The organism is Rhizobium sp. Root1204, assembly GCF_001424965.1.
Taxonomy (GTDB): Bacteria; Pseudomonadota; Alphaproteobacteria; order Rhizobiales; family Rhizobiaceae; genus Pararhizobium.
On the sequence record NZ_LMCZ01000023.1, the window covers coordinates 241,114 to 264,769 of the forward strand.

Annotated in this window: 23 protein-coding genes; 11 read left to right on the plus strand and 12 right to left on the minus strand. The window is 60.9% G+C overall.

What is annotated here, in order from left to right; genetic code table 11:
- The first annotated feature begins 7 nt into the window (after positions 1-7).
- From ASC96_RS19745 to ASC96_RS19765, 5 genes are all read left to right on the plus strand, one after another.
- Positions 8-760 (plus strand): crotonase/enoyl-CoA hydratase family protein, encoded by a 753-nt coding sequence (locus tag ASC96_RS19745; protein ID WP_060504828.1) that lies wholly within the window; start codon positions 8-10, stop codon positions 758-760.
- Between the two features lie 295 nt (positions 761-1,055).
- Complete coding sequence (locus ASC96_RS19750; RefSeq protein WP_060504889.1) at positions 1,056-2,144, plus strand: PHB depolymerase family esterase; 1,089 nt, start codon at positions 1,056-1,058, stop codon at positions 2,142-2,144.
- Positions 2,145-2,415: 271 nt separating this feature from the next.
- Entirely contained in the window at positions 2,416-4,500 is a 2,085-nt protein-coding gene (gene mcpU / locus ASC96_RS19755; protein ID WP_060504829.1) for a methyl-accepting chemotaxis protein McpU, read from the plus strand.
- 142 nt (positions 4,501-4,642) lie between these two features.
- Positions 4,643-5,794: a twin-arginine translocation pathway signal protein gene (locus ASC96_RS19760; RefSeq protein ID WP_244482194.1), complete on the plus strand. Its 1,152-nt coding sequence runs from the start codon at positions 4,643-4,645 to the stop codon at positions 5,792-5,794.
- Positions 5,791-6,252 (plus strand): MarR family transcriptional regulator, encoded by a 462-nt coding sequence (locus ASC96_RS19765; RefSeq protein WP_060504830.1) that lies wholly within the window; start codon positions 5,791-5,793, stop codon positions 6,250-6,252. Before ASC96_RS19760 ends, ASC96_RS19765 begins: the two co-directional genes overlap by 4 nt.
- 22 nt (positions 6,253-6,274) lie before the next feature.
- On the opposite strand, the gene ASC96_RS19770 is transcribed toward ASC96_RS19765, so the two are convergent.
- Together ASC96_RS19770 and ASC96_RS19775 are read right to left on the minus strand one after the other, a co-directional pair.
- A complete protein-coding gene (locus ASC96_RS19770; protein WP_060504831.1) occupies positions 6,275-7,525 on the minus strand; it encodes a class I SAM-dependent RNA methyltransferase in 1,251 nt (416 codons plus the stop codon).
- Positions 7,522-8,304, minus strand: coding sequence for a TlyA family RNA methyltransferase (locus ASC96_RS19775; protein WP_060504832.1), 783 nt, complete (start codon positions 8,302-8,304; stop codon positions 7,522-7,524). The genes ASC96_RS19770 and ASC96_RS19775 overlap by 4 nt, the downstream gene beginning before the upstream one ends.
- 377 nt (positions 8,305-8,681) lie before the next feature.
- Between ASC96_RS19775 and ASC96_RS19780 the strand changes: the two genes are divergently transcribed.
- A complete protein-coding gene (locus ASC96_RS19780; protein WP_244482196.1) occupies positions 8,682-10,787 on the plus strand; it encodes a HAMP domain-containing methyl-accepting chemotaxis protein in 2,106 nt (701 codons plus the stop codon).
- Positions 10,788-11,090: 303 nt separating this feature from the next.
- Complete coding sequence (opgC, locus tag ASC96_RS19785) at positions 11,091-12,194, plus strand: OpgC domain-containing protein (RefSeq protein WP_162246374.1); 1,104 nt, start codon at positions 11,091-11,093, stop codon at positions 12,192-12,194.
- Positions 12,195-12,218: 24 nt separating this feature from the next.
- Here opgC and ASC96_RS19790 read toward each other — a convergent pair whose 3' ends face one another.
- Positions 12,219-12,827, minus strand: a complete 609-nt coding sequence (locus tag ASC96_RS19790) for a TetR/AcrR family transcriptional regulator (protein WP_060504834.1) — start codon at positions 12,825-12,827, stop codon at positions 12,219-12,221.
- Between the two features lie 97 nt (positions 12,828-12,924).
- Between ASC96_RS19790 and ASC96_RS19795 the strand changes: the two genes are divergently transcribed.
- Positions 12,925-13,665, plus strand: a complete 741-nt coding sequence (locus ASC96_RS19795; protein WP_060504835.1) for an SDR family oxidoreductase — start codon at positions 12,925-12,927, stop codon at positions 13,663-13,665.
- 111 nt (positions 13,666-13,776) lie between these two features.
- On the opposite strand, the gene dxs is transcribed toward ASC96_RS19795, so the two are convergent.
- Positions 13,777-15,690 (minus strand): 1-deoxy-D-xylulose-5-phosphate synthase, encoded by a 1,914-nt coding sequence (gene dxs / locus ASC96_RS19800; RefSeq protein ID WP_060504836.1) that lies wholly within the window; start codon positions 15,688-15,690, stop codon positions 13,777-13,779.
- A 163-nt stretch (positions 15,691-15,853) separates the two neighbouring features.
- On the minus strand, positions 15,854-16,777 hold the full coding sequence (locus ASC96_RS19805; RefSeq protein WP_060504837.1) for a pirin family protein: 924 nt from the start codon (positions 16,775-16,777) through the stop codon (positions 15,854-15,856).
- A 122-nt stretch (positions 16,778-16,899) separates the two neighbouring features.
- Between ASC96_RS19805 and ASC96_RS19810 the strand changes: the two genes are divergently transcribed.
- Positions 16,900-17,190 (plus strand): DUF6516 family protein, encoded by a 291-nt coding sequence (locus tag ASC96_RS19810; protein WP_060504838.1) that lies wholly within the window; start codon positions 16,900-16,902, stop codon positions 17,188-17,190.
- Positions 17,187-17,537 carry a hypothetical protein gene (locus ASC96_RS19815; protein WP_060504839.1) on the plus strand — a complete coding sequence of 117 codons (351 nt, stop codon included), beginning with the start codon at positions 17,187-17,189 and terminating at the stop codon, positions 17,535-17,537. The genes ASC96_RS19810 and ASC96_RS19815 overlap by 4 nt, the downstream gene beginning before the upstream one ends.
- Positions 17,538-17,549: 12 nt before the next feature.
- Here the strand turns inward: ASC96_RS19815 and ASC96_RS19820 are convergent, their stop codons facing one another.
- The 6 genes from ASC96_RS19820 to ASC96_RS19845 form a co-directional block, all read right to left on the minus strand.
- On the minus strand, positions 17,550-17,801 hold the full coding sequence (locus ASC96_RS19820; protein ID WP_037106350.1) for an exodeoxyribonuclease VII small subunit: 252 nt from the start codon (positions 17,799-17,801) through the stop codon (positions 17,550-17,552).
- 2 nt (positions 17,802-17,803) lie between these two features.
- Positions 17,804-18,730 (minus strand): histone deacetylase family protein, encoded by a 927-nt coding sequence (locus ASC96_RS19825; protein ID WP_060504840.1) that lies wholly within the window; start codon positions 18,728-18,730, stop codon positions 17,804-17,806.
- 63 nt (positions 18,731-18,793) lie between these two features.
- Positions 18,794-19,762, minus strand: coding sequence for a zinc-dependent alcohol dehydrogenase family protein (locus ASC96_RS19830; RefSeq protein WP_244482197.1), 969 nt, complete (start codon positions 19,760-19,762; stop codon positions 18,794-18,796).
- Between the two features lie 29 nt (positions 19,763-19,791).
- On the minus strand, positions 19,792-20,355 hold the full coding sequence (locus ASC96_RS19835) for a biotin transporter BioY (protein ID WP_060504842.1): 564 nt from the start codon (positions 20,353-20,355) through the stop codon (positions 19,792-19,794).
- A gap of 82 nt (positions 20,356-20,437) precedes the next feature.
- Entirely contained in the window at positions 20,438-21,058 is a 621-nt protein-coding gene (locus ASC96_RS19840) for an energy-coupling factor transporter transmembrane protein EcfT (protein ID WP_082512172.1), read from the minus strand.
- Positions 21,052-21,732: an ABC transporter ATP-binding protein gene (locus ASC96_RS19845; protein WP_060504843.1), complete on the minus strand. Its 681-nt coding sequence runs from the start codon at positions 21,730-21,732 to the stop codon at positions 21,052-21,054. The genes ASC96_RS19840 and ASC96_RS19845 overlap by 7 nt, the downstream gene beginning before the upstream one ends.
- 113 nt (positions 21,733-21,845) lie before the next feature.
- Here ASC96_RS19845 and ASC96_RS19850 point away from each other — a divergent pair, with 113 nt between their 5' ends.
- A complete protein-coding gene (locus ASC96_RS19850; RefSeq protein WP_060504844.1) occupies positions 21,846-23,036 on the plus strand; it encodes a winged helix-turn-helix domain-containing protein in 1,191 nt (396 codons plus the stop codon).
- Here ASC96_RS19850 and ASC96_RS19855 read toward each other — a convergent pair.
- Complete coding sequence (locus ASC96_RS19855; RefSeq protein WP_060504892.1) at positions 23,033-23,566, minus strand: GNAT family N-acetyltransferase; 534 nt, start codon at positions 23,564-23,566, stop codon at positions 23,033-23,035. The two genes, ASC96_RS19850 and ASC96_RS19855, sit on opposite strands and share 4 nt — an antisense overlap.
- Positions 23,567-23,656 lie beyond the last annotated feature (90 nt).

The window sequence follows — 23,656 nt, forward strand, 5'->3', positions numbered from 1 at the left end:
GATGACCATGACCGATGATGTGCTGATCGAGCGGCCCGAGGCCTATGCGGGCGTTCAGGTCATCCGCTTCAACCGGCCGGCCAAAAAGAACGCCATCACCCGGGCGATGTACGCGAAGATGGCCAATGCACTTACTGTCGCCGGAACCGACGAGGCCATCCGCGTCACGGCTTTTCTCGGCACCGAAGGCTGCTTTTCGGCCGGTAACGACATGGCTGATTTCATGGCCTTTGCCATGGGCGGATCGATGGGGCAGGAAGTCATCGAGTTCCTGAAGGCGCTGGCGAGTGCGGCGAAACCTGTTGTTTCCGGCGTCGATGGCCTGGCGATCGGCATCGGCACGACCATCCATCTCCATTGCGATCTGACGATCGCCTCTGAGCGCTCGACCTTCAAGACGCCCTTCGTCGATCTGGCCCTGGTGCCGGAGGCAGCCTCCAGCCTGATCGTGCCGCGCATCGCCGGTCATCAGCGCGCCTTTGCGCTTCTCGCCGCCGGTGAACCCTTCACCGCCGCAGAGGCGCAGGAAGCGGGGCTGATCTGGAAGATCGCCGGTGCCGATGCCATCGAGGAGGAGGTGCTGGCGCTGGCCGCAAGCCTGGCGAAAAAGCCACCGGAAGCCCTGCGCATCGCCCGCGACCTTATTCGGGGTGACCGCTCCGATGTGCTGGCGCGAATCGACGAGGAGGCCAAACATTTTGCCGCGCAGTTGAAGAGTGCCGAAGCCCGCGCTGCTTTCGAGGCTTTCATGCGGCGTTGATTGGGCTTCAAAGATTAAGTTTAGTGCTTTCCGCATCCCCCTCTGTCGGCGACGCCGACATCTCCCCCACAAGGGGGGAGATTAGCCGCAGGCTTTTAGGCTTTTTGGGAAAAGAATGATCTCCCCCCCTTGTGGGGGAGATGTCACGAAGTGACAGAGGGGGGTACTCCGCGCCGGAAGCCGACCGTAGGAATAATCCCTCACAACCTTGCCGGATCGCGGGACAGGCCCATATAATCTCTGTGCGTGGAGGAATTTCGGCATCGGAGGCATGCCGCCAACCGAGGATTCGTCCATGCGGTCTCGTTTCATGTTTTCCCTGTCCGATATGTTCAAGCAACATCGGCGTTGGGAGAAGACCATTGCCAAGGCCGTCAAGGTCACGCGCAAGGCGCTCGCGTCCCCAGCCTCCACCAAGCTGCCGTCAGCACGGCCAACCGCAATGCCGCGCTCAACCACCCGTCTGGAAGAGGTCAAGGCTTTCGGCAGCAATCCCGGCCGTCTGCGGATGTTTCGCTACGTGCCGGCGGACCTGCCGAAAAAGTCGCCGCTCGTTGTCGTCCTGCATGGCTGTCACCAGAGCGCCGAAGCCTATGATAAGGGCAGCGGCTGGTCGACTTTGGCTCGGGAACGCGGTTTTGCCGTCGTCTATGCCGAGCAGAAGCGTTCCAACAATGCCAATCTCTGTTTCAACTGGTTCCGCCCGAGCAATGTCACACGCGACCGCGGCGAGGTGATGTCGATCCGCCAGATGGTCGCGAAGATGGCGTCGGCGCACGGCATCGACCACAAGCGTGTCTTCGTCACCGGCCTGTCCGCGGGCGGGGCGATGACTGCGGCGATGCTTGCAACCTACCCGGATATCTTTCGCGGTGGCGGCGTTATCGCCGGGCTGCCCTATGGCGCCGCGCGTGACGTGCACCGGGCGCTGGCCGCGATGAAGTCCGCACCGGAACGGTCCGGTCAGGAATGGGGTGATCTCGTGCGGGCCGCATCGCCGGTGGTGCGCGGTTTTCCCACCGTATCGATCTGGCATGGAACCAAGGATCACACGGTATCCCTCAACAATGCGGATGCGCTCGTGCAGCAATGGCTGGATGTGCATGACCTGGACAGCGGCGCCTACGCGCAAAACGAAGTCGATGGCCACCTTCACCGCGTCTGGAAGGATGCCTCCGGCAAGCTTGCCGTCGAACTCTACCTGATCGACGGCATGGGCCACGGAACGCCGCTGAAGCCGCGGCCGTCATCGCGGGTCAAGGCGGATACGCCCGGCCCCTACATGCTGGACGCCGGTATTTCCTCGTCCATGCATCTGGCGACTGCCTGGGGTCTGAAGAAATCACCGCCGCTTTCCGCGCTGAAACCGGCGAAGAACCCTTAAAGCCCTCACTTTTCCTGCAATGAAAATTTAACCCTGCTTTAAGTGGCCATCCGTATGGTCCGGGCAATCAGGGGCCCAGTCTGCCGGCCTTTGCCGGGCGCATGAGGCGCGCCGTCTGCGCCCCCGTGGCATGTCATCCCATCCCCGCATTCTGGAACGGTCTCGCGCTATAGCGCCGGCCGCCGGTCCCGCGCGCGGATACGTTCAAGCCTCCGCCCGGCGTCATCGCCGGTGCGCATTAGGGAAGTCTGCCTTGAAAAGATCCAATCTCATGACGCGTATCCTTGTCGCCGCGTCCCTTGTCGTCGTTGCCGCCTTTGCCGGCTTTTCCGTCTATATCGACAGCCTCCAGCATGACACGACGACCCGCGCCGTCGAGGAGAACATTTCTTCCTCCGGCAAGCAGGCCGCCCAGAGTGTTGCCAACTGGCTGAACGGCCGCGTCACGCTCACTGCGATGGTGGCTGATGCTGCAGGAGACACCGCCGATCAGGCCGGGCTCGAAGCCACGCTCAACAACGATGTACTCGTCAAGGAGTTCATCAGCACCTATGTCGGCGACGAAACCGGAAAATTCACCACGTGGCCGATTAACCCGATGCCGGAAGGCTACGATCCGCGCAAACGCCCATGGTATCAGGATGCTGTCAAGGCTGGTGGCAATGTGCTGACCGACCCCTATATCGATGCATCGAGCGGCGATCTCATCATCAGCGCTGCAGCGCCGGTCAAGAAAGATGGCAAGCTGATCGGCGTTGCCGGCAGCGATTTCTCGCTGAAGACGTTGGTCTCGATGGTCAAGGACATCGATGTCGGCGGCGAAGGCTTTGCCTTCCTCGTCAACAAATCCGGCCAGATCCTGGTTCATCCGGATGCCAAGCTGGTCACCAAGACACTCGCCGATGCTTTCCCGGTGGAGACACCTTCGATCGCTTCGACGATTATGCAGACCGAGCTGGACGGCAAGCCGCAGCTCGTCAGCTTCGTACCCGTCGCCGGTCTGCCAACGGTTGAATGGTATGTTGGTTTCGTCGTCGATGCCGACGTCGCCTATTCCGCCATCGGCAAGTTCCGGATTGCCGCCACCGTTGCCACGCTTCTGGCCGTCGGTGTGATGATCGCCTTCCTCGCAACCCTGCTCAGCCGTCTCGTCATCCGCCCGGTCACCGATATGACCGGCGCCATGGAGCATCTTGCCGCCGGTGACCTGGAGGCCGACATTCCCGGCCAGGAACGCCGCGACCAGATCGGTTCGATGGCCGCTGCCGTTGCCGTCTTCCGCGCCAACGCCATCGAGCGCGCGCGCCTCGAAGGCGAAGCCGAAACCGGCCGTTCGCTGTCTGAGCAGGAGCGCCGCGAGCGCGAAGCGTTGAAGGCAAAAGAAACCGCCGACATCCAGCAGGCCGTCGAGGCCTTGGCAACCGGTCTTGGCCGTCTTGCCGATGGCGATCTCGGATACCGCATCTCGGTTCCGTTCGTCATGCATCTCGATCGTCTGCGCGCCGACTTCAACAATTCGGTGACCAAGCTGCACCAGACGCTGCAGGCCGTTGGCGCCAATGCTCGCGCCATCGATGCCGGTGCCATGGAAATCCGCACGGCCGCCGACGATCTTGCCCGCCGCACCGAACAGCAGGCAGCTTCCGTCGAAGAGACAGCCGCAGCTCTCGAGCAGATCACCACGACGGTCAAGGACAGCGCCCGCCGCGCCGAAGAGGTCGGCCAGCTGGTTGCCCGCACCCGCGCCGGTGCCGAAAAGTCCGGTGAAGTGGTCCGCAATGCCGTTAACGCCATGCAGGGTATCGAAAAATCCTCCGGCGAGATTTCCAACATCATCGGCGTCATCGACGATATCGCGTTCCAAACCAACCTGTTGGCCCTGAATGCTGGCGTCGAGGCCGCCCGTGCAGGCGATGCCGGTAAGGGTTTCGCCGTCGTTGCTCAGGAAGTGCGCGAGCTTGCCCAGCGCTCGGCCAATGCGGCCAAGGAGATCAAGGCACTGATCACCACCTCGGGCGATCAGGTCCGTGCCGGTGTGACACTGGTCGGCGAAACCGGCCAGTCGTTGGAAGCCATCGTCTCCGAGGTTCAGGAAATCAACACGCATATCAGCGCCATCGTCACCTCCACCCGCGAACAATCGACCGGGTTGCAGGAGATCAACACGGCGGTCAACACGATGGACCAGGGCACCCAGCAGAATGCCGCCATGGTCGAGGAACAGACCGCAGCAAGCCATGGCCTTGCCTCGGAAGCGGCAGCGCTCAACGACCTGCTCGCGCAGTTCAACATGGGTGACACGCAGTCGTCGGCTCCGGTTGTAAGGCACGCAAACTACGCCCGCCGCGCCGCCTGATCAGCGAAGCGATCGTATCTGAAAACACCCGCACCGGTCCTCCGGTGCGGGTGTTTGTGTATTCAGCCGCATCCGCGATCCGTCTTGAATATAGTTTCATATTAAACTATATAGTTCTCCATTAAACCAAATGGAGGTTGGTATGGCAGTGACACGGCGGCGGTTTATCAACATAGTCGGGGGAGGCGTGGTGTTGGCGGCGGCGAGTGGTGGCCTCTGGGCAGCCACCCGCGATCCGCTTGCGGCAAGAAGGCCGTGGCAGGATGCAGGTCAGGGGGAAACCGATCTGCGGCGCAGGCTGTTGTCCTTCGCCATATTGGCGCCCAACCCGCACAACCGGCAGCCCTGGCTTGCCAACCTGTCAACCAGCGACGAAATCACGCTCTATTGCCAAAGCGATCGCCGCCTGCCGCAAACTGACCCGTATGACCGGCAGATCACCATTGGCCTTGGCTGCTTCCTCGAACTGTTGGCACAAGCGGCCGCTGAAGAAGGTTATCATGCCGAGATCACGCTGTTTCCCGAGGGCGAGCCACAACCCCGGCTGGATGCCCGCCCGGTAGCCCACATCCGGCTTGTTCAGGATGATGCGATCAAAGCAGATCCGCTGTTCGCACAGGTCCTGTCGCGCCGTTCGAACAAGGAGCCCTATGATACCGCCCGGCCCGTCGCTGCCGGCAAGCTGGTTGAGATCGCTTCAGCCGCCCGCACCGCATCTATTGCCTATACCAATGATCCCGCCCGGGTTGCAGCGTTGCGAAGACTTGCGTGGGACGCCTATCATACGGAGATCACCACGCCGAGGACGCTGAAAGAGAGTATCGATCTCGTCCGGGTCGGCCGCACCGCGATCGAAGCCAATCCGGATGGTATTGATCTGTCCGGTCCGTTGATCGAGGGACTGTCGATGGCCGGCCTCCTGTCGCGCCAAGCCATGCTCGACCAGACGTCAACGGCGTTCCAGCAGCAGATTCCGGTCTTGAAGGAGCCGGTCGATACGGCGAGGGCATTCCTGTGGTTGAAGACCGCCGGAAACAGCCGCGCCGATCAGATCGCCGCCGGGCGCGATTACATCCGCCTCAACCTGGCTGCGACAGCGGCGGGCGTGTCGATGCACCCGCTCAGCCAGGCACTGCAGGAATTCGCAGAAATGCGTCCGCTCTTTCTTGCCATGCGTGAAGCGCTTGTGGTGCGGGACAATGAAACGCTTCAAATGTTTGCGCGTCTCGGTTACGGTCCGGCCGTTGAGGGCGCACCCCGCTGGCCCGTGGATACCCGGATCAGGAGCGTATGACGGCAAGCGAAAACGATCTGCAAACGCTGTTCCGGTTCCTCAACGAAATCGGCATCGTCGCGCAATTGTCAGCCACTGCCTTTGAGAAGGTTATGCCTGCGGGCATGACCTTGCCGCAATTCGTTGTGCTCAATCATCTCGTCCGGTTGGGGGATGGGCGCACGCCTTTGTCGATTGCGCAGGCTATGCAGGTGACCAAGGGCGCCATGACCAATACGCTCGGCCATCTTGAGGGTAAGCGTTTCATCGCTATCGCACCGGATGCGCATGATGGCCGCTCGAAGCGGGTTTCATTGACAGAAGAGGGCAGGGCTGCCCGCGATGCGGCAATCAAGGCTCTCGGACCGGAACTCGCCGGCATCGCCGGTGAAATCGCGATGGCGGGGATTATCGAAGCGCTTCCAGCTATTGAAAGCCTGCGCAAGGTGCTGGATACAAGGCGCAATCCGAAGACCTGACGTCTCCGGATCCGCTCCATATTCACTTTTCCAGCGTTGCCACGACTTCCACGTGCGATGACCAGAGGAACTGGTCGATCGGCGTCACCGAGGTGATCCGGTATCCGGCATCAACCAAAATGCGCAGGTCGCGCACCAGCGTCACCGGATTGCAGGAAACGGCGACGATCTTCTTGGCGCCGGAGCGCGCCATTTCCTTCGTCTGGACTTCGGCACCCGCGCGCGGCGGGTCGAAGACGATCGCGTCATAGGCCTTCAGTTCCGAAGCCATCATCGGGCGGCGGAAGAGATCGCGTTTCTCGACGGTAACGGGCTTCAGGCCTTGGGTGTTGCGCGCCGCAAAATCCAGCGCCTTCAGCGGCTTGTCTTCACCTTCGACGGCGTGAACGCGCGCCTTGCGGGCGATACGCAGCGAGAATGTGCCGGAGCCTGCAAAAAGATCGACGACGCGTTTCGATTTGCCGAGATGCGCCATCACCAGCTCCGCCATCGCCTCTTCGGCGGGTTTCGTCGCCTGGGTGAAACTGCCGGGCGGCGGGGAGACGGAAACACCCCCGAAATCGATCACCGGCTTGACGGGTTCGACGAGGATTTCGCCATTGAGGCTGAGGCGGGCAATGCTCTTCAGGCCGAGAACAGTCTCCACCGCCATGCGCCGCTGCCGGTCGTCCATTTTCTTGATGCCGTCGAAGGCCAGATCAAGGCCGGAGAGCGTTTCAAGCACGGTGATGCGGAACGGCTCGGCATTGACGGCCATGGCGTTGGCAATCGTCCGGATGGTTGCAAGCCGCGACACGATGCCGGGGCTTGCGATGGGACATTCCGATATCGCCACGATGTGATGGCTTTCGGCCTGGTTGTAACCAAGCAGCAGTTCCTTTTCGGTGCGCCGGGCGGTGAACACCGTGCGCCGCCGCTCACCGGGATAGGCAAGCACCAGCGGCGCGACCTCGGCCTGCAACGCTTTCGATTTCAACGCGTCGAGAACCAGCTGCCGCTTGAAGTGCTGGTAAAGGCTGTCGCTGGCATGTTGCAGGCTGCAGCCGCCGCAGGTGCCGTTCTCGCCGTCCGGTCCGAAATGCCGGCATTTCGGCTCGACACGCTCGGGCGAGATCTCGGACATCGACATGACCGTGCCCTTGTCGCGGTTGACCGCCAGCGCCACGGTTTCGCCCGGCAGTGTAAACGATACATAGACAGGGCCGAATGGACCTCTGGTGATACCGTCGCCCGACTGGCCCAGCTTCTCGATGGTCAGCGTTTCCGTGCTCATGCGTCTTCGTCCGCATCGTCATCCAGAGGCTTGTAACCGGCCAGCAGATATTCCTCGTTGCCGTCACCGCCTGAGATCGGCGAGGGGATGAGGCCAAGGCTCGTCCAGCCCATGTCCTCGACGAGCCAGCGTTCCAACTCGGCTGCAACCGCAGGCGCGGTTGTAGGGTCCTTGAGCAGGCCAGCCTTGCTGATCGCCTCGCGGCCGGCTTCGAACTGCGGCTTGACGAGCAGGATGCAATGGGCGCCGGGTGCCGCGAGATCGAGCGCGGGCGGCAGTGCCAGTTTCAGCGAGATGAACGAGACGTCGGAAACGACGAAACCGATCTCGCGGTCTTCCAGGTGATCCTCATCCAGCACGCGGGCATTCAGGCCCTCGATATTGGTGACGCGGGGATCGGCGTCCAGGCGTGGATGAAACTGGCCATGGCCGACGTCGATGGAGATGACGTGCTCAGCACCCGCGTGCAGCAGGACTTCGGTAAAGCCGCCGGTCGAGGCGCCGATATCCAGACAGTCCAGGCCTTCCGGCGAAAGTTTGAAATGTTCAAGTCCCGCTTTCAGCTTCAGCGCCGCGCGCGAAACATAGGGCTGGACCGGATCGTCGATGGCGATCGTCACATCCTCGGGAAAGGTGGAGCTTGCCTTGGTGACGACACGGCCATTGACGGTGACGGTGCCACGCTGGATCGCATCGCGCGCGCGCGAACGGCTGGCGACAAGCCCCAGGTTCAAAAGCAGCTGATCGAGACGGACGGAGGTTTTTGGTTCGTTTGACATGGGTTCTCATGGCGCGTCAGGCCCGTGATGGCAAGGGCCATGCGGCCGGCTACGCTCAAATAGTGCCGAAAGAGGCTGCCCAGCCAGTCCGTAAGGGATGCGGCGGACAAAAGGTCCAGTCTGCTGCGCGGTATTCACCAGTAAAGGTGTATGGGTTTTTTACCGATATTTAATTGGCGCGCCCTAATCCGGCGAGCCTTACGTCACACATTTTCGGATGTGCGATACCGGGCATGCAGCACCGGTGAATTTGCTTGAAGAGTTCGCTTCACCGGCATGTTCCAAGGCCCATCCCGCATCACGGGATCAGGCATATATCCAGATTTTTTCACACTGTTTGCGTCCCGGCCAGTCTGGCCGGGCAATATGGAGTCCCTATGCGTCTTAGGTTGTCCCACAAGATTGGCCTGCTCGTCCCGATCGCTGTTGCCGGCATTCTGTCGATCGTTGCCATTTTCATCGTCGAACAGGCAATCGAGCAATCCTTCCGGGAAAAGGAGCGCATGATTGAGGCATCGGACAAGGCGCTCTTGGTCCTTGAAAACAAGATGCTTGAAGAGCGGGCTGCGGAAAAGGATTTCCTGCTGCAACAGAGCGAGGAGGCCGTCCTGCACCACGAGGAGTTTTCCGTTGAAACCCGCGAACAGCTGGAACTGTTGCGGCTGACGGTTCCAGATGCCTCGGTCCAGCAGAAACTGCAGGCCATTGGCGCCGGGCTCGATGTGTATCTTGATCAATTCAAGTCGCTCGTGGCAGTCCATACGGAGCTCGGGCTCGATCCTTCGAAGGGCCGCGAAGGCGAAATGCGCAGGGCCGTGCATTCCATCGAACAGCTGCTGACCGATGTTGAAGACACCGGATTGAAGGCGAGCATGCTGACGATGCGGCGGCATGAGAAGGATTTCATCATGCGCCGCGAGGCCAAATATGTGGCGGGCCATGCGGCGGAGGCCAAGGTTTTTGCTTCCTTTACACCTGCACGTTTCGGGTCAGAGGAAGCCTATGATTCCGTCATGAAGGCTCTGCAAATGTATCAGGCGGCATTCAACGCCTATGCTACGACAGCCGGGATCGAGAGCAGCACACGGCTGAATGTTTCCAAGGCCTTCGCAGATATGGAACCGCTTCTGGCGGGACTGGCACAGGACCTTACCGGCCTGCGCCACTCGGGCGAAGCAGAGAATGCACAGATGATAGCACGCACGCAGAACGTTGGAATTGCGGCGGTGATTGTTGCGATCTTGCTGCTGGCACTCACCGTCTATTTTGTCGGGCGCGGCATCTCCAGGCCGATTGCCGCAACCACCCGGGCGATGACCGGCCTTGCCGGTGGCGATACCACGAGCACCATCCCCTTTACAGACCGCAAGGATGAGATCGGCGAAATGGCCGGTGCCGTCGAGATTTTCCGCCAGGCTGCGATTGCCAACCACCGGCTGGAGCAAGAAGCGCAGGAAGCGCGGAGGCAGGCCGAAGCCGACCGTGTTCGCCTGACGCAGGAAGCCGAAGCAGCAGCGCAAGCGCGTCTGCAGCAGGCGACATCAGGCCTGGCTGCCGGTCTGCGCCGTCTTGCTGCCGGGGACCTGTCCTTCCAGCTCCACGATGCCTTCGCCCCGGATTTTGAGGCTCTGCGTCACGATTTGAACGCGGCCATCAAGCAATTGGGCAATACGCTGACCGCGGTCACCCAGTCGGCCGGTTCGATCGATGACGGCACACGCGAGATCAGCCAGAGCTCGGACGATCTGTCCCGCCGCACCGAACAGCAGGCGGCGTCGCTGGAGGAAACCGCGGCAGCCCTTGATCAGATCACGGTCAATGTCTCCAACGCCTCCAAGCGCGCCGACGAGGCCCGCAGTGTTGCGGTACAGGCCAATGCCAGTGCCGCCCAGTCCGGCGCAGTCGTTGCCAATGCGGTCGAAGCAATGCGCCGGATCGAGGATTCTGCAAGCCAGATTTCCAATATCATCGGCGTCATCGACGAGATCGCCTTCCAGACCAATCTGCTGGCGTTGAATGCCGGCGTCGAGGCTGCGCGTGCCGGCGATGCCGGCAAGGGTTTTGCCGTTGTTGCCCAGGAGGTGCGTGAACTGGCACAGCGCTCGGCAAGGGCTGCCAAGGAAATCAAGGAATTGATCCGCAATTCCAGCGTCGAGGTCGAAGGCGGCGTCAAGCTGGTGCGGGAAACCGGCGATGCCCTCAAGACCATCGAAACCTATGTCGTGACCATCAATCAGCATATGGACGCAATTGCCACATCGGCCCGCGAACAGTCGGTCGGTCTTGCCGAGGTCAATACCGCAGTCAACCAGATGGATCAGGTGACCCAGCAGAACGCCGCCATGGTCGAGGAAACCAACGCGGCAAGCGCTACGCTTGCCAACGAGGCCAGCCGCCTGCGCGAACTGATCGCCGAGTTCCAGCTCGACAGCGGCAGGGGGGCGCTCGCGATGGCAGCGTACAACCTACGCCGCGCAGCGTAAGACTGCGGAAGAAGCCTGGACGGAGAACCCCGGGACTTTGCCGGGGTTCAGTCCATCGGCAAGACCAGGCATCATGAGCGGCAGGTCATTGGGCCGAAAGGAACGTTGACCCGGCGGCGGCCGGGGCTGGATGCCTGTCACAAGGTGGGCATGAGGGAAAGTGATACCGGCCTCCACGGAGTGGTCGATTTAAAATGATCAATCGCTAAAATTGTACCGGTGATATCAGGCGGGAGAGTAACGGTTTTGCTTTAGGACGGGTTGATCGCGCCTGCCGCGATGGTGGCAACCTGGAACCCAGAGATGAACGGCGAACGGGAGAACAGAATAGACCTGCTGCGGGGCTTGTCGCTTCTGCTCATTTTCATCGGTCATGCAGAGTTCACGTTTTCGCCAACGTTCCAGCAGTCGCGCGGATTTTCCGACGCCTCCGAAGTCTTCGTACTATTGGCCGGCATGTCCTGCGCGCTCGCCTATTATCGTCCGTATGCCAGCCTGCAGCTGGAGCGGCCATGGAAGCGGGCCTTGCGCCTCTACTTCGTGCATCTCATACTTTTCGCGATCATGATGACAATATCGGCTTTTGTCATCGGAACCTTTGACCAGACTGCGTGGCCTGCCGACATGACGGATTTTTGGCTGGATCCGCTCCATCATGGTCTTCAGGCCCTGTCGCTGAGTTATATGCCTGGCAATCTCGATATCCTGCCGATGTACGTCGTCCTGCTGTTGATCGCTCCTTTCGCGTTTCTGCTGCATGACCGGTCGAAAAGTGCGCTTTTGGGGCTTTCCTGCCTCATCTGGTTCGTTGCGGGCCTTGGCCATATCAATTTCCCCAACGCAGCCCTCGAAGGAGAGGCCTGGTTTTTCGATCCTCTGTCGTGGCAGTTCATCTTCGTGATCGGCATATATTTGGGGGCACGCATGAAATGCGGCCAGTCCGTCTTGTCTTACAATGGCCCGGTATTCGCAGCCGCCGCAGTTTTTGCTATCGCTGCCATTCCGCTCAATCTGGCTTTTCATCTCGGGGCCGTGGATTCGCCGTTTGGTGAACTTCACCATCAGCTGGTGTCCAAGATCAATGACGGCCCTTTGCGGATCATCAATGTTCTGGCGATCCTTTATCTCGCCTGGAATATTCGCGCCGTCAAAGCCACCGCCGATCATCCGGCCATGAGGCTCGTCTGTGCCGCCGGGCGGCACAGCCTGGCCGTCTTTTCTGCCGGTATCCTTCTGTCGTTCGGTGCCGTGGTGTTGATGACACTCGATCCCGGCATGCCGATCGCGCTGCAACTGTTGTTGCTTGCCATCGGTTGTGCGCTGCAGCTGGCAATCGGCTGGATGCTCGAAGTCCGAAGGACTGCCCGGGTTGGAGCCGCATCTTATGGCTTGCGCCGCGCCATCTGAATTCAGCGCCTGTGGGGACCTGCTTTATCGCGGTGCGGTCAGTGCGTCCCAGGCGGCCATTGCCGCATCTGCCGTGCTTTGGAGCGAAGCCAGAGTCGCGCCGTCGCGCGCGGTAATCGACATGCCGTGCTGGACCGTTGCATAAAAATCGGCGATTTTCTGGCAATCTGCCGTAGGCGCAATCTCGCCGTCGCGGACGCCTTCCTCCAGCCGCGCGCGCAGCAGGGTGGCGTTTTCCAACCGGCAATGCCGCAACAATTCACAGGTGGAAACGGCGTCCGTGTCGCCATTCAGGACACCAAGCGCAATCATGCAGCCGCGTGGCGTATCCGGCTGGGCATAGGCCAGGGCAGTCTGCTGCAGGAAATCGGCAAAGGCCTGCCGTGCCGTCACAGCCTTTGACAGGGCGTTCCATATCTCCAGCCCGATCTCGGCCTTGTAGGTCTTGAGAGCTGCTGCGAACAGATCGGCCTTGTTGCCGAAGGCTGCATAAAGGCTCGGCGCACCGATCTGCATCGCCGCCGTCAGATCGGCCATGGATGTCGCCTCATAGCCTTTTTCCCAGAAGACCAGCATTGCCCGCCTCAGTGCTGCATCGCTGTCGAAGGTGCGCGGGCGGCCTCTTTGAGACATCGAAATTCCTTTCTGTATCATTCGATACATAAATCAATTGACGACGGCAGGCAATGCTGACTACATATATGTATCGATCGTTACAAAAGGAAATGTCGTGTCTCGCTTGAACAATAAAGTTGCTTTCGTCACCGGTGGTAGCCGGGGGATCGGTGCGGCCATTGCGCTGGCACTTGCCAGGGATGGTGCCGATGTCGCCATCACCTATGCAAGCGCTCCCGGCAAGGCAGAGGAAGTCGTCAGCGCTATCGAGAAACTCGGGCGCAGGGCGCTTGCCATCAAGGCCGACAATCTCGATGCGGCAGCCGTCGAGGCGGCCGTGGCAGAGGCTCACGCGAGGCTTGGCAGTCTCGATATTCTCGTCAACAGCGCCGGCGTCTTCTCGGTCGATACGATCGATACCGCGACGCTGGAAGAGTTTGACCGCGTCATGAGCATTCACGTCCGCGCCAGCTTCGTCGCCTCCAAGGCGGCAGCAGCGGTGATGGGGCAGGGCGGCCGCATCATCTTCATCGGCAGCAATCTCGGAGAACAGGTGCCATTCTCCGGCCTCAGTATCTATTCAACCAGCAAGTTCGCGCTGGTCGGGCTGACCAAGGCCTTGGCACGCGATCTCGGGCCGCAAGAGATCACTGTCAACATCGTCCAGCCTGGCTCCACCGACACCGACATGAATCCGGCCCATGGTGATCACGCCGAACCGCAGCTTGCCCTGATGGCCATTCCTCGCTTCGGCAAGGCCCAGGACATCGCTGCTCTGGTGACATTTCTTGCTGGAGAGGAAAGCCGCTTCATCACCGGCTCAAGCATTACCATTGATGGTGGTGCCAATATCTGATCGGTGCGACCCTTTGCGCTGAACCAAAAAAAAGACCAGCCCTGCGTATGTCGCGCAGGGCTGGTATCGTTGATATCGGTAAAACCGGTCGTGTGAGCCAATGCCCAGCAATCAGCCTGCGACGCTTGAGCCGATCTGCTGCTTCTGCCCGAGCGTCTTGAACACGGTCGAAACGATGCCGGCGCGGTCGAGGCCCGACCTGGCATACATGGCTTCAGGCTTGGCCTGTTCCATCCAGATATCCGGAAGAACCAGCGGCCGGATTTTCAGGCCGTTGTCGAGCAGGCCTTCATGGGCGAGGAATTGCAGCACATGGCTGCCGAAGCCGCCGACGGCGCCTTCCTCGATAGTGATCAGCACTTCGTGATGCCTGGCCAACTGGCGGATCAGATCGTGGTCGAGCGGTTTTGCAAAGCGGGCATCGACGACCGTCGTCGAAAGCCCGGCGGCATCGAGATCTTCGGCGGCAAGCAGGCAATCGGCGAGACGCGTACCGAACGAAAGCAGCGCCACCTTCGAGCCCTGCTTCATCACTCGGCCCTTGCCGATTTCAAGGATCTGGCCACGCTCCGGCATTTCCACGCCAACGCCCTCGCCACGTGGATAACGGAACGAGATCGGACCTGCGTCATAGGCTGCGGCGGTGCGCACCATATGCTTGAGTTCCGCTTCGTCGGCGGCCGCCATCACGACGAAGCCGGGCAGGGTGGCGAGATAGGTCGTATCGAACGAACCGGCATGGGTCGGGCCATCGGCGCCGACAAAGCCGGCACGGTCGATCGGGAAACGGACCGGCAGGCCCTGGATCGCCACGTCATGCACCACCTGGTCATACCCGCGCTGCAGGAAGGTGGAATAGAGCGCACAGAACGGCCTGTAGCCTTCAGACGCCAGCCCCGCCGCAAAGGTGACCGCATGCTGCTCGGCAATGCCGACATCGAAACAGCGGGAGGGATGGGCCAGCGCAAACTTGTCGAGGCCGGTGCCGGACGGCATGGCGGCGGTAACCGCGACGATCTTGTCGTCATAGCCCGCTTCCTGCGTCAGCGCCTCGGCAAAGACGGATGTATAGGCCGGGGCATTCGGCTTGGCTTTCGCCTGCGCGCCGGTGATGACGTCGAATGTGTTGACGCCGTGATACTTGTCCGCTGCAGCTTCGGCGGGCGGGTAACCCTTGCCCTTCTGTGTCACCACATGGATCAGCACCGGACCATTGGAATTGTCGCGCACATTGCGCAGCACCGGCAACAGATGCTCGAAGGAATGGCCGTCAATCGGGCCGATATGGTAAAAGCCCATCTCTTCGAATAGTGTTCCGCCCGTGACATAACCGCGCGCGTGCTCGACGGCGCGGGTAATCGCCCGGTCGACCTTCTTGCCGAGATAGGCCGTCAGCTTTTTGCCGAGATCGCGAAAGCCCATGTAGGTGCGGCCGGAGGCAAGGCGGGCCAGATAGGCGCTCATCGCGCCTGTCGGCGGGGCGATCGACATGTCGTTGTCATTGAGAATGACGATCAGCCGCGCATCCAGCGCGCCGGCATTGTTGAGTGCCTCGTAGGCCATGCCGGCCGACATTGCGCCATCGCCGATGACGGAAATGACATTGCGATGCTCGCCGGAGAGATCGGCTGCCACCGCCATGCCGAGACCGGCGGAAATCGAGGTCGAGGAATGGGCCGCGCCAAAGGGGTCGTATTCGCTTTCGGCGCGCCGTGTGAAGCCGGACAAGCCGTCCTCCTGGCGCAACGTGCGGATACGGTCACGGCGGCCGGTGAGGATCTTGTGCGGATAACATTGATGACCGACATCGAAGATCAGCCGGTCATGCGGTGTGTTGAAGACCTTGTGGATGGCGATGGTCAGTTCGACGACGCCAAGACCGGCACCCAGATGGCCGCCGGTACGCGACACCGCATCGATCATCTCCGAGCGCAGTTCGGCTGCCAGTTGCGGCAAGTCCTTGTCTTCGATCCTCTTCAAATCATCGGGATAAACAACCTGATCGAGAAGAGGGGTCGCCGGCATTGGATGGACTGGCAATTGTGTCACGCTAAGGCCTTCGTTCTCGCGCCTTCAAGGGAACCGCGATGTCTAGTGTTGGTGTCCGCTGGGAACCGCGTCTTTAAACAGAATCGTTATGGATTGCAAAAACCGGTTTTCTTGCGGCACGCTGCGAGTTTAACCAATATTACCGCTCCGGCAAAGGGATAAACTCTTCCTCGTCCCCCGGGACGATGTCGAAACGGCCCGTTCGCCATTCCTCCTTGGCCTGTTCGATCCGCTCCTTGGACGAGGAAACGAAATTCCACCAGATATGCCGGGCAGAGCCAAGGGCGGCACCCCCGAACAGCATGATATGACAGCCCGCTAGGCCCGCCGTGATCGTGATCGCATCGCCCGCCCGCAAAACCAGCAGTTGATTGTCGGCAAAATGATCGCCCGCAATGATCGCCTCGCCCTCAAGGATATAGAGCGCGCGCTCTTCCCACTCGGCAGCAAACGGCGCGCTCCGGCCAGGCTCGATCCGCAGATCGACATAGATCGTGTCGGAAAACACCGAAACCGGCGACCTCATCCCTTCGAACTGGCCGATGACGACCCGACCTTCCAGCCCGTCCATGTTGAAGGAGGGCAGGTCGCGTTTTTCGGTATGGGCAAAGATCGGATCGATTTCCTCGTATTGGTCGGGCAGGGCAAGCCAGGTCTGCAGGCCGGAGATCGATTGCGGTTTGCCGCGCAGGTTTTCGGGCGAGCGCTCGGAGTGCACGATACCGCGCCCCGCCGTCATCAGGTTGAGGTCGCCGGGCGCGATAACCATTTCGGTGCCGAGGCTATCGCGATGCTTGATCTCACCGTCGAACAGGTAGGTGACCGTCGAAAGCCCGATATGCGGATGCGGCCGCACGTCCAGCGCTTGTCCTGCCTTGAGAAGCGCCGGTCCCATCCGGTCAAAGAAGATGAACGGCCCGACCAGCCGCCGCTTTGCCGTCGGCAACGCCCGGCGTACCTGCAGATTGCCGATGTCGCTGGTGCGCGGAATGATCAGATGCTCGATCGCATCACAGGCCGGTGCATCACCAGCTTCGGGGTCTGGTCCGGGAAAGAAGCTCATGGGCTGGTCCTCGTCGGTTCATATTGACCCTAAGGTAGGCCCGCAGCAGGAAAACTACCAGTGTCCTCTCACGTATTTATGGCGCTTGACGCCATATGGCGTCACATGACATATTTTGAAGAATGAAAGCGACATTGATCATCCGTGATCGGCTAATTTTTCAGGATGGTGCGATCCTTGAGATCAAGGTTTGGCACGTGCCGGTATCCGTTCCGCCAGCGTCGCACTTTCTCAAATATTCTCTGTTTTACGGCCGCCCAGGCGAGAGAATTGTTGGATATGACAACGAGCGCGGCAAGGGCGATCATCGCCACTATGATGACCGCGAAGAGGGTTATGCGTTTGTTTCCATTGAACAGCTGCTGGCCGATTTCCGGCTGGATGTCGAAAAAGTAAGAGGAGAACGGATATGAGCAAGGACGTACAGCTTCATATTGGCGGCTCTTTTGATGACCTTCAGAAGAGGGTCGCGGACGCATGGCATCGCGCGGAAAAGGGCGAGGCTGTTTCGGAAGATCACCTGACCTTTGTGAACTGGGATGCGTTGTCACAGACAATGACGACAAAACGTCTTGAGCTGCTGCGTCATCTGCGCCGTCATCCACAGGCCAGCATTGCCGCACTGGCGCGCAGCCTGGGCCGGGACTATCGGCGTGTTCACGAGGATGTGGAGATTTTGTCGAAAGCCGGCCTGATCGAACACGATGCCAAAGGCCTGCATGCAGGCTATGATGAAATCAGAACGACAATCGCCCTATAGCTTGGGAACCGCTTACTCCCCGTCAAGCGGCTCGACGCCCTGCGGCTTTCCGGCCCGGTCGAGCCTGATCTTTTCGATGCGGTTTTCGGCGGCGCCGAGTAGCGCCTCGCAATGTTTCTTCAGCGCTTCGCCGCGCTCGTAGATCTCGATCGACTTGTCGAGCGCCACGTCACCGCGCTCCAGTGCCGAGACGATGGCTTCGAGTTCTTCGACGGCCTTTTCGAAGGAGAGGGTGGATACGTCGGTTTGTGCAGCGGTGGTCATGGTCATCCTCTCATCAGGCGGTAGATGTGGGTCGCGGCCGATTCGGCCAGCCCTTGAAGATCGTAGCCGCCTTCCAGCAAGCTGACGATGCGGTTGTTTGCGGTTTTTCCAGCGACGTCGAGCAGGCGCCCGGTCGCCCAGTCGAAATCCTCGGCGGTGAGATTGATCTGTGCCAAGGGGTCGCGGTGATGGGCGTCGAACCCGGCCGAGATCAGAATGAAATCCGGGCGGAAATCATCCAGCGCCGTCAGGACGCGCGACTTGAACGCCTCGCGAAAATGCTCGCTGCCGGTGTCGGGCGACAGTGGCGCATTGACGATATTGCCGGCACCCGTCTCGGTCTTGGCGCCGCTGCCGGGATAAAGCGGCATCTGGTGCGTCGAGCAGAACAGCACCGATGGATCATCCCAGAAGATGTCCTGCGTGCCGTTGCCGTGATGCACGTCCCAGTCAACGATCGCGATACGCTCGGCCCCATATCTCTGCTGGGCATGGCGGGCGGCGATGGCGATGTTGTTGAAGAAGCAGAAGCCCATCGCCTTGTTCTTCTCGGCATGATGGCCGGGCGGGCGCGAGGCGACGAAGACATTGTCGGCCTTGCCGGAAAACACCGCATCGACTGCCGCGACAGCGCCACCAATCCCGCTCAGTGCGGCCTGCAGGCTGGCGGGACTGGCATAGGTGTCGGCCTCTACGGCGTTGATGCCTTCTTCTGGTATGGCGGACATGACGGTGCGCAGATGCTGCTCCGGATGGGCAAGCAGCACCAGATCCTCATTGCCCTGCGGCGCCTCAAGCCGCGACAGCGGCGAAAACCGCTCATGCTCCAGCGCAAGGTTGAGCGCCTTCAGCCGGTCGGGCCGCTCCGGATGGCCTTCCGGAACCTTGTGTTCCAGAAAGATCGGGTTTTCGAACAGGATCGTGGTCATGGCGGGAACCTATGGCTTCAGGGGGTCGAGGTCCATGCTTTAGGTAGGGCGTTTGCGGTGTTTTCAACAGCGCGGGTCAAGGAGGATCTTGCCGCGCCGGTCTGGGGCGCTCTGGTGGACAAGTGCCTCGTCAAGCCGCGACAACGGATAGGTCGCGGCGATGTGGCTCACCATCGAGCCGTCGCGGATCCCGTCAAAACACTGGGCAAGCGCATTGGAAATTGCCTGTCTTCCAGCCGCGTGAATGAAGGAGCGCAGCCAAAGGAAGGAGAAGCGCACATCCGGCCGCGCCGAAATGGCTGACTGGGCAATCGGTGCGCCGCTGAGCGCGCCATATTGCAGGAAGGCTCCGCCGGGAGAGAGATGATGCCGGAGCAGGTGGCCGCCGGTCTCGCCTCCGACGGCATCGACGAGCGCGTCGAAAACCACATCCTTGCCGGCCAGTTGCTGCCCGGTCACCCAGGTTTGAAGACCCGGCAGGGCTGGCAGACGGGCAGCGGTTGCTTCACTGCGAACGATGGCGATCACCTCGGCACCCTCGGCAGACAGTGTCATTAGCAGCATCCGCCCGATCGCGGAGCCGGCCGCTGTGACGCCGATCCTGCGGCCCGAAAGTCCGTAAGAACCACCAAAATGAGCCTTCAATTCCGCGATCAGCCGCAACGTGGTCATCGGATTGATATAGGCGGTTGTGGCCTGGTCGGCCGAAAGGTCATCCGGAACAGCAAAACACCACTCTGCCGGGCGCTGGACATAGCTCTGCCACAGGCCACTCGCCCCGAGCGGCAGCACGCGGTCGCCGGATTTCAGGCCGCTGACACCGGCGCCGATGCGGCTAACGGTGCCGACGCCCTCGAAGCCGGGAACGAACGGCAGTACGGTGCGATTGCTATAGGCGCCGGTCACGGGGATCAGATCGGAAGGATTGACCGCCGCACGTTCGATGGCGATTTCCACCATGCCCGGTGCAAGGTCCGGGCGCGGCCGTCTGGCAAGCCGGATTACATCCTCCGGCCGACCATAATTTTCCACAACGGCTGCAAGATGAACGGCCACGGCGCTCAGGCGCGTGCGTGCAGCAGCGGATAACCGGCGAGAACCGCGCGGGCGGCCAATGTTGCAATCACGGCCTTGACGATGTCGCCCGGAATGAAGGCAAGCGAACCCGTAGCGACGGCTGACAGCGGCGTACCGGTGACGGCAGTCACCCAGGGCATGCCGATGGCATAGAGCACGCCAATGCCGCCGATGACTGAGGCAATGAAGAAGCCGGCAAACTGCCTGACTTCGCTCTGGCCTTCCTTGACCAGCCGCTCGGCGATCAGGCCGGTAACGAAGGTGGCAACGATCCAGCCAAGCACGAAGCCGCCGGTCGGACCCTGGATGATGGCCAAGCCGCCACGGCCGCCGGAGAGAACCGGCAGCCCGATCGCGACCAGCAGCACCAGAAGCACATAGGCGAGCGCGCCGCGCTTGGCGCCGATGATGCAGCCTGCCAGCATCACGCCCATCGACTGAGCGGTGATCGGCACGGGAATGAAGCCCAGCGTCACCGGCGGAATGAGGCCGAGAACGACGATGATGGCGGTGAATAGGGCAATGAGAACGAGGTCTCTGGTGGTCATGGCAGGTCCTTTGTCTATCGATATATGTGCATGCGTGCGGCCATCGCCGGATCGGGACAGAGACGGAAGAATGCGTTCTCCATCAACGAAGCCTCTCGCGCGGCCGCCGGAAACCGCGGGCGTCGATCGCCATGGCGATCGTGTCGGCGTCCTTCAGCGTCAGGATGATCAACGGCGCCAGAATCGTCAACGGCCGCACCTTCAGCCCGCGCGCCCGGTGCGCCTCGCGTATCGACTGGTAGTGGTTGAAAATATCCGGAACGAAGCGCAGCACCAGCCCGAAGGCAAGCCCGACATCGGCGGCCCGCACCAGGCCGAGCCTGTCGAGCGGCTGCAGCAGCCGGGTGATCTCGTCGATGAATGCACCGGTCGCCGTCGTCGCGGTCACAGCACCTGCAAACAGCACGATCGCCATCAACCGGAAAAAGCTTTCGGCCGCCTCGCGTATCGACGTGAGGTAGGCGGTGGCTATCAACAGGATCAGAATGGTGAAGAGGATGGGTTTTAGCCGCGACACGGCCTCGCGGAAGGCGAGGCCGGTGGTGAAGTAGATGACGGCAGCAATGACGAAAGCCGGGACAAGGACGAAGAACGAGGACACGGCATAAAGCGCAAGCCCGCAGACGAGCAGGATGGCGAGCTTCATCCGCACCGACATCCGGTGCAGCGGCGTCGTGCCTTCGATGTCCAGCCCGTTCAGCAACCGGCCACCTCATGGTAGGCACGGATGCTTTCATTCGCCGGGCCATCGGCGATCAACCTGCCGTCGTGGAACAGAAGAACGCGGTCGAATTTTTCGATCAGCGGCAGGTCATGGCTGATGACGATCGTGTGCTCGTCAAGCCCGGCAATGGTACGTTCCACCAGTCCACGGTTCTTAAGGTCCAACTGGTTGGTTGGCTCGTCGAGAATGAGGATGCCGGGGCCGGTGACGAGCACGCTGGCGATGGCGGCAAGCTGCGTTTCGCCGCCCGAGAGTTCATGCACGCGCCGCTTGGCCAGATGGCTGATGCCGAACCGTTCGAGCACGGCGGCTGTGCGTCGCTCGATCTCGTCCGCCTTCAATCCGCGGTTCTTCAAGCCAAACGCGATATCCTCATGCACGATCGGCATGATGATCTGGTGCTGTGGGTTCTGGAAGATGAAGCCGGCCTCAGCCAGCGCTGCGCTTGCATCGTTGACGGTATCAAGACCGTTCACGGTCACGGTGCCGGTGGCCGGCTTGACCAACCCGTTGATCAGCCGCGCAAATGTGGTCTTGCCCGAGCCGTTCAGCCCGACAATGCCGATACGGCGCTCGGTCAGCGACAGCGTCAGCGGCTGAAGAACCGTGCGTCCGCCAAAACTGACGGACACGCTGGAAAAGCGTATGTCCAATCCGCGTCCCCCGCGTTCGAATGTCGAGGCTCTATAGGACGATTTCTTGGCGGATGGAAAGAGGCTCCGGTTTTGGGCTTGAACAAAGTGTGAACATTTGCCTAGATTGTTGCATGGCGATTCCTGTTTCAAACCGTGATGCCCGGCGCATCTTCCTCAACAAGCAAGGCCTAGCCGCTGCTCCAAACCGGTCGCTCGGCAAGCAGGGCTTACTCGATCTCATCCACGAAATCGGCTTTGTCCAGGTCGACAGCATCTCGACCGTCGAGCGCGCCCATCACCAGATCCTGTTTTCGCGCAACCAGACCTATAGGCGCGAGCACCTGACGGAGCTTTTGGAAAAGGACGGGGCGCTGTTCGAACACTGGACGCATGACGCCTCGATCCTGCCGTCGGAGTTTTTCCGCTACTGGAAGCACCGCTTTGTACGGCGCGAGGCGGTTATGCGCGAGCGCTGGCTGAAATGGCGCGGCGAAGGCTTCGACAGTACTTTCGAAGAAACATTCCAGCGCATCGCCCAGGGCGGCGCAAAGCTGTCGCGGGACTTGAAGGCCGACGACCACAAATCGGGCGGCTGGTGGAACTGGCATCCCAACAAGACGGCGCTCGAATACTACTGGCATACCGGCAAGCTCGCTATCGCCGGCCGCCAGAATTTCCAGAAAATCTACGATCTCACCGAGCGCGTCATTCCCGGCCACCACTATGAGCCGGAGGTCAGTCACGATGCCTTCCTCGACTGGGCCTGCCGCGCAGCGCTCGACCGGCTGGGCTTTGCCACACACGGCGAAATCGCCGCCTTCTTCGATCTGGTCTCGCCAGACGAGGCAAAGGCCTGGGTTATGCAGCATCGCGACGAACTGACCGAAGTGATGATCGAGCCTGCCGATGGCGACAAGCCGCGCCTTTCCTATGCCTTCGCCGGTTTCCCCGAAAACCTCGGCGACCTCGCAGAGGCGCCCGCCCGCATCCGTGTGCTCAGCCCCTTTGACCCGCTGATCCGCAACCGCAATCGCACCGAACGCCTGTTCGGCTTCTATTACCGCATCGAGGTTTTCGTTCCCGAACCGAAACGGGAATACGGCTATTACGTTTTCCCGCTGCTGGAGGGTGACAGACTTGTCGGCCGGATCGACATGAAGGCGGACCGCAAGACAGGGACGCTCGCCGTCAAGCGGCTCTGGTGGGAAAAGGGTGTGCGCTCATCCACCGGCCGCATGGAGCGGCTGGAGGCGGAACTGGCACGGCTGGCGAAATTTGCTGGTGTTGAGAAGGTGGTGTTTTTAGAGGGGTGGGACGGTTAGCCACCGCTCCATTCCGAGCGCGTCAGCTCGTACCAGACCTCGCCATGCTCGCTGCCCACGATAGGGTCCGGCCCGTCGTACATGACTGTGCGTGCATAGCTCAGGCCGATCTTTTCCATGACGCGGCGCGATCCGAGGTTAATTGCCATCGTCGTTGCAGCAATCCTGTCGTACTGACCGCTTTCAAAGCCCCAGTTGACCAGGGCCAGCGCCCCCTCCGAGGCAAGCCCCTGACCCCACTCCATCCGGCGCAGGCGGTATCCGAGTTCGGCCAGCCTCTCACCCTCCGGCCATAGACAGAACCACCCGACGAACGCACCGTTTGCAGTACGGCGCGCCGTCCAGATATAGGGCTCCATCCCTGTCGGCATGAGGAATGTCGCATCCGGACTCGTCGTCTCACGATTGACCGCATACCCGCCGTTCAGAAAGCGCATGACCTCCGGGTCACGCTCAAGATCGATGAAATCGGCGCGGTCACTTGGGGTGCATGGACTGAGCGTCAGCCGCATCGTCTGCAAAACAGTCATTGTCGAATATCCATCCATCACTGAAGCAGGCATGGCCTGATTTGCCGGTCGTCTTACACCGGAAACCTGTGCCGGTTATTCTATCGATAA